This is a genomic window from Amphritea sp., from assembly GCF_016744155.1.
Lineage (GTDB): Bacteria > Pseudomonadota > Gammaproteobacteria > Pseudomonadales > Balneatricaceae > Amphritea.
On the sequence record NZ_JADGEW010000001.1, the window covers coordinates 219,710 to 234,217 of the forward strand.

The 14,508-nt window shown below is 48.8% G+C and carries 18 protein-coding genes; 12 read left to right on the forward strand and 6 right to left on the reverse strand.

Features of this window, described 5'->3' with window-relative positions; translation table 11 throughout:
- Positions 1-70 precede the first annotated feature (70 nt).
- Positions 71-1,333, forward strand: coding sequence for a M48 family metallopeptidase (locus QZZ54_RS01005; RefSeq protein WP_290697328.1), 1,263 nt, complete (start codon positions 71-73; stop codon positions 1,331-1,333).
- Between the two features lie 247 nt (positions 1,334-1,580).
- Here the strand turns inward: QZZ54_RS01005 and QZZ54_RS01010 are convergent, their stop codons facing one another.
- The 3 genes from QZZ54_RS01010 to QZZ54_RS01020 form a co-directional block, all read right to left on the reverse strand.
- Positions 1,581-1,979, reverse strand: a complete 399-nt coding sequence (locus tag QZZ54_RS01010; RefSeq protein ID WP_290697330.1) for a lipoprotein — start codon at positions 1,977-1,979, stop codon at positions 1,581-1,583.
- A gap of 321 nt (positions 1,980-2,300) precedes the next feature.
- On the reverse strand, positions 2,301-2,915 hold the full coding sequence (gene rsmD / locus QZZ54_RS01015; protein WP_290697333.1) for a 16S rRNA (guanine(966)-N(2))-methyltransferase RsmD: 615 nt from the start codon (positions 2,913-2,915) through the stop codon (positions 2,301-2,303).
- Positions 2,916-2,930: 15 nt separating this feature from the next.
- Positions 2,931-4,169: a hypothetical protein gene (locus tag QZZ54_RS01020; protein ID WP_290697336.1), complete on the reverse strand. Its 1,239-nt coding sequence runs from the start codon at positions 4,167-4,169 to the stop codon at positions 2,931-2,933.
- Positions 4,170-4,354: 185 nt separating this feature from the next.
- Here QZZ54_RS01020 and ftsY point away from each other — a divergent pair, with 185 nt between their 5' ends.
- From ftsY to trmB, 8 genes are all read left to right on the forward strand, one after another.
- The gene (gene ftsY, locus QZZ54_RS01025; protein WP_290697339.1) at positions 4,355-5,602 is read left to right on the forward strand and encodes a signal recognition particle-docking protein FtsY; all 1,248 of its coding nucleotides are present in this window, start codon (positions 4,355-4,357) and stop codon (positions 5,600-5,602) included.
- A gap of 55 nt (positions 5,603-5,657) precedes the next feature.
- On the forward strand, positions 5,658-6,320 hold the full coding sequence (gene ftsE / locus QZZ54_RS01030; RefSeq protein ID WP_290697342.1) for a cell division ATP-binding protein FtsE: 663 nt from the start codon (positions 5,658-5,660) through the stop codon (positions 6,318-6,320).
- Positions 6,310-7,329 (forward strand): permease-like cell division protein FtsX, encoded by a 1,020-nt coding sequence (ftsX, locus tag QZZ54_RS01035; RefSeq protein ID WP_290697345.1) that lies wholly within the window; start codon positions 6,310-6,312, stop codon positions 7,327-7,329. Before ftsE ends, ftsX begins: the two co-directional genes overlap by 11 nt.
- 254 nt (positions 7,330-7,583) lie before the next feature.
- Complete coding sequence (gene rpoH / locus QZZ54_RS01040; protein WP_290697349.1) at positions 7,584-8,441, forward strand: RNA polymerase sigma factor RpoH; 858 nt, start codon at positions 7,584-7,586, stop codon at positions 8,439-8,441.
- 110 nt (positions 8,442-8,551) lie between these two features.
- The gene (locus tag QZZ54_RS01045; RefSeq protein ID WP_290697351.1) at positions 8,552-8,929 is read left to right on the forward strand and encodes a DUF423 domain-containing protein; all 378 of its coding nucleotides are present in this window, start codon (positions 8,552-8,554) and stop codon (positions 8,927-8,929) included.
- Between the two features lie 19 nt (positions 8,930-8,948).
- Positions 8,949-9,149 carry a sulfur carrier protein ThiS gene (gene thiS / locus QZZ54_RS01050; RefSeq protein ID WP_290697353.1) on the forward strand — a complete coding sequence of 67 codons (201 nt, stop codon included), beginning with the start codon at positions 8,949-8,951 and terminating at the stop codon, positions 9,147-9,149.
- A 50-nt stretch (positions 9,150-9,199) separates the two neighbouring features.
- The gene (locus QZZ54_RS01055) at positions 9,200-10,000 is read left to right on the forward strand and encodes a thiazole synthase (RefSeq protein WP_290697355.1); all 801 of its coding nucleotides are present in this window, start codon (positions 9,200-9,202) and stop codon (positions 9,998-10,000) included.
- 140 nt (positions 10,001-10,140) lie between these two features.
- On the forward strand, positions 10,141-10,875 hold the full coding sequence (gene trmB, locus QZZ54_RS01060; protein ID WP_290697358.1) for a tRNA (guanosine(46)-N7)-methyltransferase TrmB: 735 nt from the start codon (positions 10,141-10,143) through the stop codon (positions 10,873-10,875).
- 51 nt (positions 10,876-10,926) lie between these two features.
- On the opposite strand, the gene QZZ54_RS01065 is transcribed toward trmB, so the two are convergent.
- A complete protein-coding gene (locus tag QZZ54_RS01065; RefSeq protein WP_290697361.1) occupies positions 10,927-11,349 on the reverse strand; it encodes a cytochrome b562 in 423 nt (140 codons plus the stop codon).
- A gap of 1 nt (position 11,350) precedes the next feature.
- Positions 11,351-11,602, reverse strand: coding sequence for a zinc ribbon domain-containing protein (locus QZZ54_RS01070; protein WP_290697364.1), 252 nt, complete (start codon positions 11,600-11,602; stop codon positions 11,351-11,353).
- Between the two features lie 277 nt (positions 11,603-11,879).
- On the opposite strand from QZZ54_RS01070, the gene QZZ54_RS01075 reads away from it, so the two are divergent.
- Both QZZ54_RS01075 and QZZ54_RS01080 read left to right on the forward strand, forming a co-directional pair.
- The gene (locus tag QZZ54_RS01075; protein WP_290697367.1) at positions 11,880-12,221 is read left to right on the forward strand and encodes a 4a-hydroxytetrahydrobiopterin dehydratase; all 342 of its coding nucleotides are present in this window, start codon (positions 11,880-11,882) and stop codon (positions 12,219-12,221) included.
- Positions 12,222-12,358: 137 nt separating this feature from the next.
- On the forward strand, positions 12,359-12,988 hold the full coding sequence (locus tag QZZ54_RS01080) for a DUF2799 domain-containing protein (RefSeq protein WP_290697370.1): 630 nt from the start codon (positions 12,359-12,361) through the stop codon (positions 12,986-12,988).
- Between the two features lie 197 nt (positions 12,989-13,185).
- On the opposite strand, the gene QZZ54_RS01085 is transcribed toward QZZ54_RS01080, so the two are convergent.
- Positions 13,186-13,644, reverse strand: coding sequence for a Spy/CpxP family protein refolding chaperone (locus tag QZZ54_RS01085; protein WP_290697372.1), 459 nt, complete (start codon positions 13,642-13,644; stop codon positions 13,186-13,188).
- A gap of 162 nt (positions 13,645-13,806) precedes the next feature.
- On the opposite strand from QZZ54_RS01085, the gene QZZ54_RS01090 reads away from it, so the two are divergent.
- Positions 13,807-14,508 (forward strand): response regulator transcription factor, encoded by a 702-nt coding sequence (locus tag QZZ54_RS01090; RefSeq protein ID WP_290697375.1) that lies wholly within the window; start codon positions 13,807-13,809, stop codon positions 14,506-14,508.

A 14,508-nucleotide genomic window follows, 5' to 3' on the forward strand; every position in this document is an offset into this window, starting at 1 on the left:
TATAAGAAATTTATTTTTAATCACGTTATGGAATATAAATGATATTTTTGATGTTGAAAGAGGTGGTTAGATGAAGACCCATCAGCGATTTTCTCTGTTACTTATACTTACGGCGTCCACTATTCTTAGTGGTTGTCAGACATTACAGAATCTTGATAAAGGATTATATAACGTTGCTGAGTCGATTAGTGAAACCGACCGGGTAACAGGCCAACGTACATTGAGCGCCGCCGACCGGAGTGCACAGATTCGTCAGGGTAATGCCGCTGTGGAGCAGATGTTGGCTGGCGAGAAAAAAGCGGGACGTAAAATTAATGCGTCGCTTGATCGCAAACAGTATCAGCGATTGATTCGCATATTCGACCGGATTCATCGGGTGAGTCATCTGAGTCAGGAACGCTGGCAACCGATTCTGATTGATCGGGATTCTTTCAACGCCTTTACCACCGGAGGCACTTATATAGTGGTACACAGTGGCCTGATGAAACAGCTGAATGATGCAGAAGTTGCCGCGGTGGTGGGTCATGAGATCGCTCATACGGTAGCGAATCACGTAGGTGAGCGTCAGACGACACAGCAATTGAGCGCGCTGGCCTCCAGTGCTGCACGTCAAAAAGGATTTCAGGCGGCTTATACCCATGAACTGGAGCGAGAGGCGGACAGAATTGGCGTCTTGTACAGCGCTTTGGCGGGATATGACCCCTACGCAGCTACCCGAATCTGGCAGCGACAGTTTAAGGAACAGGGCAACGCCCGCAGCTTATTCGCCCATGATCATCCGGTGAACGCAGAACGGGCGGCGGAAACTAAGGTGCTAGCAAGCAAGGTTAAGCAGTATTACCAGCCTGGCCGGATCAACCCCAATGCAGCAACTTTGCGGGATAATAATAGTTTATGGCAGAAGCGTGAAAACCGAGATCAAGCCACTGCCGGCGAAGGTGGAGGCGTGTCCGCTATCTTATCCACAGCATTAGGTGCTTATGTGGGGCATCAGCAGGCAAAACAGGAAGCTGTACGTCAATCCCAGCACGCCCAGTTTGTCCAGGCCGTAGAAAAACATATGAAGCTAGAACAGCAGAAACGGGCCTCGAATACTAGTTGGGCAACCCGCTGGCGCTATTCAGGGAATCTGGCGTTGAAAGGGGTCGTAATGGGCTTTCTAGCGCAGGACAGCAAAGGTAAAACTCACCGCTATGTGGCGCACCAGCCCGGTGTAGTTCGTCCGGGACAACGCTTCGATCTGACCTTCGTGATGAAGGATGGAATAACCATGAAGCAGCTGGAAAAGATGAAAGCACGTTACTATCTGGATGATGCGCTTCCGGCTAGGTAGAGCTAAGACGTGGCTAGTTGCTAGAACGTCGCTTCGCGACTGCTAGTGGCTAGCCAGAGCCTTCGCTGCGGGAATGTTTGAAGGTTGTTTTGCAGAAGACGGGGGTTTTTGGCCATAGTTTTTTTAATAAAAAATATGGTTACGCAATTTCATCTGGAATGCCGTGGATAGAAGGTCAGCGCCGCCCCAATGTGTGTACCTTCTCTCTGACGGCAATAGTTGGAGCGTCAGACACAAACGCAGTTTTTTAATTTTCTATGTTGGATGATTGTTCCGTTTTTAGGGAACAAAGCGTTGAATATTTAAAGGTTTTTGCAGTCTCTCTCACTGTGCCATCACTGATAAAAATGAACTGTTTATCTTCTTCTATAGTTTCGCTGTTGTTATATTCCCATATATAAAACTGCCCGTTATTGCAGAAGTACACATTCTCAGGCTCTCCAATCTTTTCAAGCAGATTATGTTCAGATATCCCCCAGTATGTACCTGACTTTTCACGTATATGTTCAGCCACGATTAAAGGTGAAGTAGCAACTGCAATAGGGACAGCGACAACGGCTAACAGAGATAAGGACGCTTTTTCACCCATATTGCTGCACCCGGCTAAAAGGGCGGCAAGTAGAAAGATTAATACAGTTTTTTTCATAATTAGCAGGGCCAGTTTTTAGTATCGAAGCTTTGAACAATGCGTTAGAAGGCGCTAGTGCAAATAATTAAAGTCTTCTATCGAATTATTCTTGAATCGATTTTAAGCAAAGAATTCTTGTAGTGGCCAAGCTTTCGCTAAGTATCATTTACGACTACTGTTAGTATTAAATCTAACCTCAGCTAATGGCACAAAGCAGGCCTTAACGGATTCCGCGCCAATAAATTCCCCTTACGTAGCACCTAATACTCAAACAACTCCAGTAATCCTTAAAAAGGCTTTTCCTAGCAACTAGCTAGCCGCGAAGCGGCGATCTAACCACTAGCCACTGCCCCTCTGATATAACCTATAACTAACTTGCCCCGCCGTCTTCTCCCGATAAAGCTCCCAGTTATCCGGTACCTGCAAATCGGTCAGCTCTACTTCAGTTTCAACGTAGATCATGGCGTTATCTGCCAGTAGGTTTTTTTGTTCTAGCAGCAAGCAGCAGAGGGATGCGAGGTCTTTGTGGAAGGGTGGGTCCATGAAGACGATGTCGAACTGGATCTCCAGATCAGCACTGCGCTTTTCCAGCCAGTCGGGCATTGAGGCTGTAACTAATTCGGCATGCTGGGATTTCAGTTCCTGGATGTTTTGTCGCAGCTGGTAGATAACTTCTGGTGAACTATCGATCATGGTGACGTGAATCGCGCCCCGGGAGAGGGCTTCGAAACCTAGTGCGCCGCTTCCACTGAACATATCCAGGCAGCGCCCGCCGGGGACATAGGCCGTCAGCCAGTTGAATAGGGTTTCCCTGACCCGGTCCGGAGTGGGGCGAAGCCCTTCTATTTCAGGGAAGTTAAGCTTTCGTCCACGCCACTCACCGCCAATAATACGTACCTGCTGATTACCGGAAGTGATTTTTTGGGTCGGGCGTTGAGGGCGACGTCGTGCCATTTTAGTTCCTTAGGTTTAATAAGCGGGTAGCAGTAACTGATACTGCTCCGAGCTGGTCAGGTAATCGGTAATAAAGTCTTTGACTTGCTGGTTTTCTGCCTGGGTCAGCTGTTTCTCAAAGCGGGCCAGGTCATCAACCGGGAGTTGATAGAAAGCGATGGTGTCTAGTTGGCTGAGCTGATTGTTCGTTTGCTCCATCCGCTTATTATAGTCATCCAGCAGTTTGTTACGTGTCGTATTGATCACTTGATCATCGAGTTGGCCCAGAATTGACTGCATCAAATCGTTGATTCTGGGTTCTGCGGAGATCTTCGAGCCGTGCAGAATCATTGCCAGGTAGCCCTGCTTGTCCAGTGATTTCCATGTCAGACGAGATTCAGGGAGTCCGGGTTGTTGCAGTAGTTGTTGTAGGGTTTTGACCGCAAGTAGCTCTAGGGCAAAATTATTTTGTTGTCGCCCGGGTAGCGCTTGCCCGGTTAATAGGTAGCTTTGGTTATCTTTAGGTTGGAGTCGGCGAAATCCCGGTGCGATAGTGGTGGCCGCAATGGTTGAACTGGTCTGATAACCGGGGAGTAAACTGCTGAGTATCTGTGGCAGAGTCTCAAGGTTTGGGCCTTGCAGAGTGAGGGTCAGGGTCGCCGGGTTGATGCTGCTGCGATAAAGACCGGAGAAGCGTTGTAGCGGATGCACTGAAGCGGGAGCCACTAACTGATTGAAAAAGTGATTGAGTAGCTGGTTTTCAGGGTCTTTCTGGCTTAGATACTGTTCAGCTTCAAGTCGGTTCAAGCGTTGTTCAATATCGCCACGGGGAAAGTAGTCCTGTAATTGCTGTATGAGGGATTCGGTTACTTTTCTAATCTCCTCTGGCTGATCACTATATTTTTTCAGAATCGCGATGCTTACTTTGATGCGGTCAGGGGTCGCTTGCGCCCCTAACCGTACTTTCAATCGAGTGAACAGTGCTTGTTCGGCAATGCTGTCCAGTTGTTGCTGTACCGTCTGTAGCAGTAGTGTCTGTAGTAATTGCTGATCACTATTGATCGCCGGGCCGGTGCGAAAAAGCAGCCCTATTTGCAGATAGGCTGCGTCGCTTTGCTCAGTAGAATAGAGCGCTGTGTTTTCATATCGCTCTATTTTCAGATAATCAGGGCTACGGTTCTGTCCTGCCGTCAGCAGCACGATAGCGATAGCGATAATCCAGGCCACTATCTTCAGATAGGTCCGGTTAAAGAGTGAAGGTTTACTTTCTGCCATCAGTTGTTCCTGGTCATTTCCTAGCCGGTTTTCAGTGCCCCTGCCGGACTTTCCTATGGTAAGATATTCCGCCTAACTGAAACATACAGGACGACTCGCAGATGGAACAGGGATCCCCCTGTTTTTTTGCACCTTTTGAGCCTGATAGCGGATAGCGAAGAAGCATGTTTAAGAAGCTTAAATCAATGTTTAACTCTGAGCCGAATGAAGCTCAGAAGGCTCCTGTGGATGAGCAGGATAGCCAGGCTGTTGAATTAGATCAGCCCGAAGCTAAGGAATTAGTTCAGGAATCAGCTGCTGAGTCAGTAGAGGCTTCAATTGAAGCGCCGGTTCAGGGCGATGTTCAAGCCTCAGCTGAAGAACCCGTAGATAGTCCTTCTGAAACCTCTGTTGTAGAAGAGGCTGCTGTGGCTGAGGTTGTCGAGGCCGAAATCGAAGCCCCAATAGTTGATGAGGAAGTAGTAGCAGAGGAACCTGTTGCTGAGTCCGAGTCTGTTGTAGCGGAGCCCGAGCAGAAAACCGGATTCTTTGGCCGAATTAAAGCCGGACTCAGTCGAACTAAAGCAAATCTGACTGAAGGTCTGGGGGCTCTGTTCCTTGGTGCAAAAGAGATTGATGATGATCTGCTGGAGGAGATTGAAACTCATCTTCTGATGGCCGATGTCGGTGTGGAAGCGACCACTGAAATTATTGGTAAGCTGACTGATCGGGTCAGCCGTAAACAACTGGCCGATGCGGATGCGCTTTACGCTGCGTTGAAAGATGAGTTAGCCGCCCTGCTTGAAGGCGCCGAACAGCCTCTGGATCTTGAAAGTAGCAAAGGGCCTTTTGTTTTACTGATGGTCGGTGTAAACGGTGTAGGAAAAACCACCACTATTGGCAAGCTGGCAAAGAAATATCAGGCGGAAGGAAAGTCAGTGATGCTGGCGGCGGGTGATACTTTTCGGGCCGCGGCAGTGGAACAGTTGCAGGTTTGGGGTGATCGAAACAATGTGCCGGTAGTGGCTCAGCATACGGGTGCTGACTCCGCTTCAGTGCTTTTTGATGCACTGCAATCGGCGCAGGCGAAAAATATTGACGTAGTTATTGCTGATACTGCGGGTCGTTTGCAGAACAAAGATCACCTGATGCAGGAACTTGAAAAAGTTGTCCGGGTGATGAAGAAGCTAGACCCGGATGCGCCCCATGAGGTGATGTTGGTGCTGGATGCCGGCACTGGCCAGAATGCGATGAGTCAGGCGAAACTGTTTAAAGAATCAGTAGGCGTCAGTGGTATTAGTCTGACCAAACTAGACGGTACTGCAAAAGGCGGTATTATCTTTGCTATTGCCAAACAACTGGATATACCTATTCGCTACATCGGCGTAGGGGAGCAAATTGATGATCTGCGACCGTTCAAGGCGAAAGAGTTTGTCTCTGCCTTGTTCGACTGAGGTTTGATCGATTTATAGATGAATTATTTCGAAGGCTTTCTAAGGTAATCAACCTGTGATCAGTTTCGACAACGTTACTAAGCGCTACCCAAATGGCTATGATGCCCTGAATCAAGTCGATTTTAGCCTTGATCAGGGTGAAATGGCATTTCTCACCGGGCATTCAGGTGCCGGTAAGAGTACCTTGCTCAAGCTAATCATGTTGATGGAACGGCCCTCTAATGGTCGGGTTCTGGTCGGTGATCAGGACTTGGCAACACTGGGTAATAGCCAGATCCCCTTTCATCGGCGCCGTGTCGGCGTAGTGTTTCAGAATCATCAGCTGTTGTTTGATCGTTCAGTTTTCGAAAATATCGTACTGCCTTTGCGGATCTGCGGCTTTGATCCGGCGGATGCAGCGCGCCGGGCCCATGCTGCGTTGGATAAAGTAGGGTTGTTAAGCAAAGAAAAACTCAATCCGGTGGTGCTATCCGGTGGCGAGCAACAGCGGGTGGGTATCGCCCGTGCGATTGTCCACAAACCCCAACTGCTGCTGGCGGATGAGCCGACCGGTAACCTGGACCCGAAGCTGTCAGAAGAGGTTATGCGATTGTTTCAGCAATTTAATCAGGTAGGAACTACTGTGCTGATTGCCAGTCATGATCTGGGGCTGATTGCGCGGATGCCGCATCGGGTTATTACCCTCCAACAGGGCAGGCTGATCAGCGATGGAAAATAATCTGCGAAATAAAGGCGCGGTTCGGGTTGAGCAGAAAACCCGGCGGGACGCCAAAGTTCATCGTGGCGCCGAACACCATAAACTGAAGGTCTCTGACAAGGGGCGCAGCTATCTACGCCACCATCTGGAGGTAGCTGAGCAATCATACCGCTCGCTGTTAACTAAGCCGCTCACTACTTTTATGACGCTGGCAGTACTGGCGATTGCATTGGCATTGCCGGGCTCTCTCTATACCGGTTTGAAAAACCTGCAACAGCTCGGCCAGGGCTGGGAAGGTGACCCCCGAGTCGCCCTATATCTTAAGATAGGTGTGACGGAATCAGAGGCAGAGATACTCAGTCGAGAGTTACTCTTACGTGATGATGTAGCGGCCACAGAATTAGTGACTGCAGAGCAGGGGATGCTTGAGTTTAAAGCGATGTCCGGCTTTGGTGAGGTATTTGATTTTCTCGATCAAAACCCTCTACCTGCTGTGATTATGGTTATGCCGCTGGATCTCTCGGTAACTGATATTCCGCTGTTGCAATCTAAATTGCTGGTCCTGCCTCAGGTTGATGAAGCGGTGGTCGATATGGAGTGGGTGCAACGACTCTCGGCTTTTGTTGCGTTGGCAGAGCGGGGGGTCTGGTTGCTAACCGGATTATTTGTCTTGGCTGTGCTGCTGGTGGTGGGGAATACCATTCGCTTATCGATTGAGAGCCGACGGGAAGAAATTGTAATAGCTAAGCTGGTAGGTGCAACTGATGCCTATGTCAGGCGCCCTTTTCTATATGATGGCATCTGGTATGGCATCGCCGGTGGTGTGATCGCCTGGGTGCTGATTCAACTATCTTTATTACTGCTGAATAGTCCGGTTGAACAACTGGTGAAACTCTATAACAGTCAGTTTGAGTTGGTTGGATTGGGCTTTGTGGATACCCTGTTGTTACTGGCCATCAGTATCCTTTTAGGCCTGCTGGGTGCATGGCTAGCCGTTGGCCGCCATCTGCGTCAGATCCAACCCCGTTAAAAGGCCGTATAATGGGTTATCTACGGATAATACAGATTTGAATGTAAATATTGGTAAAGTCAGTACCCCGTAGGACTTGTCATCTGCTAATCTTCTCGCTATCGTAGTTGGTTCGCTATAGCTATATGTATAAAAGCGGTTGTTGATAGTGGTGAGTTGTAGCGATTTTTATAGTCGGAACTTATCCGATAAGAGCGTGTCATAGCAGTAACTTATTTTGACACCTTTAAATGAACGAGTAATGAGGTTGTGTAATGGGCAAAAGCCTGCAGGTCGCTAAAGTATTATCTCCGGGCCAGAATCTGGAGGCATACATACGTCAGGTAACATCTATTCCTGTGCTTACAGTAGAGGAAGAACGTGAACTGGCAGAGCGACTCTATTACCAGAATGACCTTGAAGCTGCACGTCAGCTGGTCTTGTCACATATGCGATTTGTTGTTCATGTTGCAAAATCCTACTCCGGTTATGGCCTTTCTCAGGCAGACCTGATTCAGGAAGGCAATGTGGGCATGATGAAAGCGGTTAAACGCTTTGATCCGACGATGGGTGTTCGCCTGGTTTCCTTTGCGGTGCACTGGATTAAGGCAGAGATGCATGAATTTATCCTGCGCAACTGGCGTATTGTTAAAGTTGCGACTACCAAAGCACAGCGTAAGTTGTTCTTTAACCTGCGCAGTAAGAAGAAAAACCTGGGTTGGTTGAACAACGCTGAAGTTACCGCTATGGCGGAAGATCTGGGTGTTGGCGAGCATGTTGTTCGGGAGATGGAAGGCCGGATGAGCAGCGCCGATATGGCTTTCGATGCTCCGGTTGGTGATGATGATGAGCGAGCTTATCAGTCACCGGCTTATTTCCTTGAAGATCACAATCAGGATCCTGCCAGTCAACTGGAAGATTCAAACTGGGCAGCTGATTCCAATCAGCGTCTGAGTGCTGCGATGGAGCAGTTAGATGAGCGTAGCCGAGATATTCTGATGCAGCGCTGGCTGGGTGAACAAAAAGCGACTCTGCACCAATTAGCCGCTCGTTATGAGGTTTCTGCCGAGCGGATTCGTCAGTTAGAAAAGAACGCGATGAAGAAGATTAAGGCCTCAATGCTAGAAGCCTGATAAACCGTTCTGATCAAATAAGCCGCCCTCTGATGAGCGCGGCTTTTTTATTGCTTATCGCCACCGCTTAGCTTTGTTAGAATAGCCCCCTCAAACATCCGGAACACAGTATGACTGCCCGTTTAATAATAATATGCAGTGCCCTTAGTGGGTTTATCTCTGTTGCATTTGGTGCCTTTGGCGCTCATCTGCTCAAGGAACAACTCAGCAGTCGGCTGTATGAAGTGCTGCAAACCGGCATTCAGTATCAGATGTTTCATACTTTGGCTCTGCTGGGTGTGGGACTGTTGATGCTGCGACAACCGATCAAGGGGCTATCTCTGACAGCGGTATTGTTTTTGGCAGGCATCATTTTTTTCAGCGGTAGTCTGTATGCGATGGCGCTGAGTGGTCAGCATTGGCTTGGCGCAGTAACCCCGATAGGTGGTCTTCTGTTTCTGGCGGGCTGGATGAATCTTGGCCGGGTTGCTTACCGGCAGTTAAGTTAATAAAAGTGGATCAACCTCAATGCAGATACAGCTAAATGGTGACAGTCTCGAGGTTCAGCAAGGCTCCTCGATTACCGCCCTGCTTGAACAGATAGAGCTTGGTGAGCGACGTGTAGCCGTCGAATTGAACCTGGAGATCGTTCCTCGGAGCCAGCATGCTGAAACAGTGCTGAAGGACGGCGACAGAGTTGAGGTCGTTCACGCTATCGGTGGCGGCTAGGCGCCTGGATTTACCAGAATAGATAACAGAATTTAACTGGGTAGAGAATAATGTCTGAACAACATAACGATCCTTTAATTATTGCAGGCCGCAGCTTTCAGTCCCGTCTATTGATCGGGACGGGCAAATACCGTGATATGGAAGAGACCCGCCTGGCAATTGAAGCCAGTGGTGCTGAGATTGTCACTGTAGCGGTACGTCGTACTAACATCGGCCAGAATCCCGATGAGCCGAATTTGCTGGATGTTATCTCCCCCGATAAATATACCATCCTGCCGAATACTGCAGGCTGCTTCAACGCTGCTGATGCAGTGCGTACCTGTATGCTGGCCCGTGAACTGATGGATGGCCATGATCTGGTGAAGCTGGAAGTGTTGGGTGATGAGAAAACCCTGTATCCGAACGTTGTGGATACTATCAAAGCTGCCGATAAACTGGTGCAGGACGGCTTCAAAGTGATGGTTTATACCAGTGACGATCCTATCGTGGCTAAAGAGTTGGAATCGATCGGTTGCGTCGCTATTATGCCGCTAGGGTCTATGATCGGTTCCGGTCTGGGTATCCTCAATCCTCATAATATCAATGTAATTATGGAAGATTGTAAAGTCCCTGTGCTGGTGGATGCCGGTGTCGGTACCGCTTCTGAAGCAGCGGTAGCGATGGAGATGGGCTGTGAAGCGGTGTTGATGAACTCAGCCATTGCTGGTGCCCGTGACCCTATTATGATGGCTATAGCGATGCGTAAGGCGGTTGAAGCGGGTCGTGGAGCTTTCCTTGCAGGGCGTATGCCGCGGAAGAAATATGCCAGCGCATCTTCTCCGATGGAAGGTAGAATTGTTGGTAAGCTGTAATTAATTGTTGGGATAAAGCCGACAAAAGCCTATAAATAGCATGTTTCTCGGGATTGCTGCTTAAGTGTTTCCGTGGGTGATATGTTACCGCAGCCTGATCTGTTGATCAGGCTGCTTTGTTTTAATAAGAGTCCAGATCGATGTCAGAAGAGAACAAAACTGAACAGCAGTCCCCAGAGCAGCCCGTCGGGGAAAAATATATGCGTACTGTTAAAAGCTTCGTGCTGCGTGCCGGTCGCATGACCGAAGGCCAGCAGAAGGCGATGGACAGGGCGTGGCCCGAGATGGGCTTAGAGCTGAGTCAGGGGAAACTCGACCTTGCTGAAGTCTTTGGACGGGAAGCCCCTGTGGTTTTGGAGATCGGCTTCGGTATGGGCGATTCTTTGATAGAGATGGCCAAAGATCAGCCGGAGAAAAACTACATCGGTATCGAAGTACACCGCCCAGGTGTTGGTAGGTTGCTGCGGAATGTCGAGAAAGAAGGATTGAGTAATATCCGGGTTTTCTGTGATGACGCCATCGAAGTGTTGGCGCAGTGTATTCCCGACGGCAGCTTGAGCACCTTACAGCTGTTTTTCCCGGACCCATGGCATAAGAAAAAGCATAAAAAACGTCGTATAGTCCAGGCGGAGTTTGCCGAAACGATTCGTAAAAAACTCAAAGTGGGCGGCCATTTTCACATGGCGACCGATTGGGAAAACTACGCTGAGCATATGATGGAAGTGATGTCAGTGGCACCGGGCTACCGAAATGTTGCCGGTGATCAGGCATTTTCCCCACAGCCGGAGTGGCGTCCTGTGACTAAATTCCAGAAGCGCGGTGAGCGTCTCGGCCACGGAGTGTGGGACTTGATGTTTGAAAGAACGGCCGGCTAAGTTCTGGGGTTTTGACGATTGAGTTTATTGGAAGCAAGGCTAAGGGGTTGCTCAGAACCCCATTGCCTCTTTCAGTGTGTCGATCAGAAGATCAAGGACACCGGGCTTAACTTTCTTGTGATAGCTTTCTCTGAGCTGATCAACTTGCTTTAGCTCAGTTTGCAGTGTTGCCAGGTTTGCCTCGGTTGCTTCTGGCAGTTTACTAACAATGCTTTGTACCTTGTTCAGGCCTTCCAGAGATAATACTTTGCGTTCGGGCGAAAACTCAAAATTTCGGGCGGTTTGCAGTTCGACTAAAAACAGCTGGATATGTTGATTGAATTGCTCCGGCTTGTTGGTTTCAATCGCCTCTTTGTAGTGCAGGCGAATCTCTTTCATGGTTGGTTTAAGCTTACCTGCTGATGCAGGGGTTGTGAGTAACAGGCCCAGCAGAAGAACGGTTAATGGTGTTTTTAACAGAGTAAACATCGACATCTCAAATACCACAACGTCCGGGACAGCCACCACCGGTCATGCAAGGTGGGGCTTCAGCGTTTTTAAGGGTTTTATTGCTAACAACACCACTGGTGCTGAGCAGTTTAGTGACTGGCGTATCAGCAGGGGTCGTACCGCTATCGAAGCCGCCGACATCACAGAGGTCGGCCCAGGTTGAAAGCTTTAGCGCCATCGGGTGGCGTACTTCAAAAACTTCACCGGTGGTGTCGCAACGGTAATCGTAAGTAGGCATAAGGTTTTTCCTGCAATATCTCTTTTTTACACCAGCCTCTAGTTGGAATGTGGGGCTGGTTTATCCCCAGTTTTTGCGGAAGAGTTAACCGATCAACTTTGGTGCAGGGGAATATAGCTTAAACAAAGCGAGTAGCACAGGTTATCTTTCGACAACCCTGCATAAGGGGCCGTCTATACTGTATTTGCTGAGTATACTTATTATAAGTCCAGTTAGCCTAACAAAGCCGGGCCTGAACGGGCATACGACATAGTGATAAAAAACTGAGGGCCTGAGAATGAATGAAGAATCGTTGACTAATCGTTCCTGTCTTCCTTGCGATGGAGGTATGGCGGCGCTGAACCATGATGAAGTTATGCAACTGTTTACCCAGCTGGATTCAGGTTGGCAGCTTGATGCTCAGAATCGTGAAATATTTAAAGACTTTAGCTTTAAAGGGTTTTATCGGACTATGGCGTTTGTGAATGCGCTGGCCTGGATTGCCAATAGTGAAAATCATCATCCCGACTTTGAGGTTGGTTATAACCATTGTCTGGTGCGCTTTAGTACCCATTCGATTGGAGGCTTGTCCGTGAATGATTTCATCTGTGCGGCTAAGGTTGATGCGCTTAACCCCTAAACGTAAGGTTGTTCCTCGTAAGAGAGGGTTGCTTGTTCTCTATTTTGTTTTGGTTCAGTTTGTTTCTGCGATAATGACCCCAGACGTAATTCCTTCATAACGGCGTTCCAATTTCGATAGAGGGCTCATCGGGATATATGAAAAAGACTTTTAAATTATTGCTTAGCCTGGGGCTGAGTTTGAGCTTGGTGGGCTGTGCGACTCTTGACCGAGAAAGCTGCCTGACGGCTGATTGGGAGCTGATCGGGTTTAATGATGGGGTGGTTGGGCGTTCTGCTGAACGGCTAGAGCAACACCGTGAGGCCTGCTCTGACTATGGTATCGTGCCGCAGATGGAGGAATACCTGCAGGGCTATGATCGGGGTATTGTGCGTTATTGTACTGCCACTAATGGTTATAAAAGGGCCCGCGCCGGACAAGCTTATCCACAGGCCTGTACCACTAACTTGTTTCCTGACTTTGAGCGGGGTTTTGAATTGGGCGGTGAGGCTTTCGAGCAGGTTGACCGGCTGAGACGGGCTACCAAGGAGCTTCAGCGATTGGAGAAACAACAGCGTGCGGATGAGCGCGAGGTCAGTGAAAAACGTGATCAACTGATAGCGGATGGGATCTCTTCTGATCAGCGGGCCGGATTATTATTAGACATTGATGAGCTGCAACAGCAGGTCGCTGCCCGCTCTCGGCAGATTAAACAGCACAAAAACAAAGTCGGAATGGAGCGCCGCTACCTTCGACAGTTAGAAACTGATCTTCGACAGCAGTTGTAACGGGATAAAAAAGCCCTGTCGGGGGGACAGGGCAAAAACTTTACTTAAGAGTAAAGGTTCGATGAAAAAGGGGTGATGAAGGTGAAGTTAAATCTTGAAAATGCTCTCCATAGTTAGGTCCAGCTGGAGCCTGATTCAGCCGGACCTCTGGTGTTCATAGTTGTTTCCCTATCTATGTTCGTTTGAGTCTTGAGAGACTATCGACGCATCTCTTGATATTTCTCCTGCTGTTCCGGAGTCAAAATCTCAAACATCGCTTTCTTCTGTTGCGCCCGCATCTGTATCATTTCTGCGGTTTTCTCTTGAGCCTGAGTTACCAATGTAGCAACCTGCTGGTCGTAATCTGAGGCATTTACATCCAGATCACGAAAGGCGTTATGCATGCCTTTCATTCCGCCACGCTGATCTTTCATCTGACCGCGCTTATTTTTCATTAGTTCCTGCATCTGGCTTTTTTGCTCGTCGGTTAGTTCCAGCTTGTCAGCCATTTTGGACATTCGCATATGATGCTTGCCTTCCATCTGCTCATACTTGCCGTGGCGGCCTTCTCCTCCATCGCAACGGTCCCAATCACCTTTAGCTGAAGCGACACCAGCGGTCAGAGCGCCTGCACCTATAATTGCTGCTGTGATACCAATAATGAGTTGTTTACGCATGATCGTTCTCCTGAACATTGTTCGTTTTGATGGATGCAGTATGCGTCGACTCCCTGCTAAGTTGGGTAAAGAGGGTGTAAAGTTTGGTAAAGGCTGTAGTAGGTAGGTGAAATTTATCCGTTGCTTCATTACTCTGACACTATCTGAACAGAGATCTTAATTATGAATGAAACCGTAAAGCTATTACTTGTTGATGATGATCAGGAGCTATGTGAGCTGATGGGCCAGTATTTAGAGTCGGAAGGCTTTAAGGTTACCTTTGCCCACAGTGCCGAGCAGGCACTGCCGTTGCTGCAGGATACAGGTAGTTATGATCTACTTATTTTTGACATTATGATGCCCGGTCAGAGCGGTCTGGATCTGCTGCAGCAGGTGCGACCTCGTATTACCACGCCAGTGATTATGTTGACGGGAAGAGGAGAGGATATTGATCGGATTATCGGCCTTGAGATGGGCGCGGACGATTATTTAGGTAAGCCTTGTAACCCACGGGAACTGGTTGCCCGGATTCGTGCGGTGCTACGACGTAGTGTGCGCCTTCAAGTCGCTGAGTCGGGGCCCGATCATCTTAGTATCCATGGTATAGAGTTGGATTTTGGTAAGCGGCAGGTGCTTATCGCTGATACGGAACTAGAGCTTACCAGTGCTGAGTTTAATGTCCTGGCTGAACTGATGCAGGCAGCAGGCTCGATAGTGAGTAAAAATGATCTCACCGAAAAAGTATTACATCGAAAACTGACGGCTTATGATCGGGCGATCGATGTCCATGTGAGCCGTGTAAGGCAGAAACTGGCAGTAGTGCTTCCAGATAGCGAGCTGATTAAAACCGTGCGAGGAGCCGGCTATATGCTGGTGAAGGCTTAA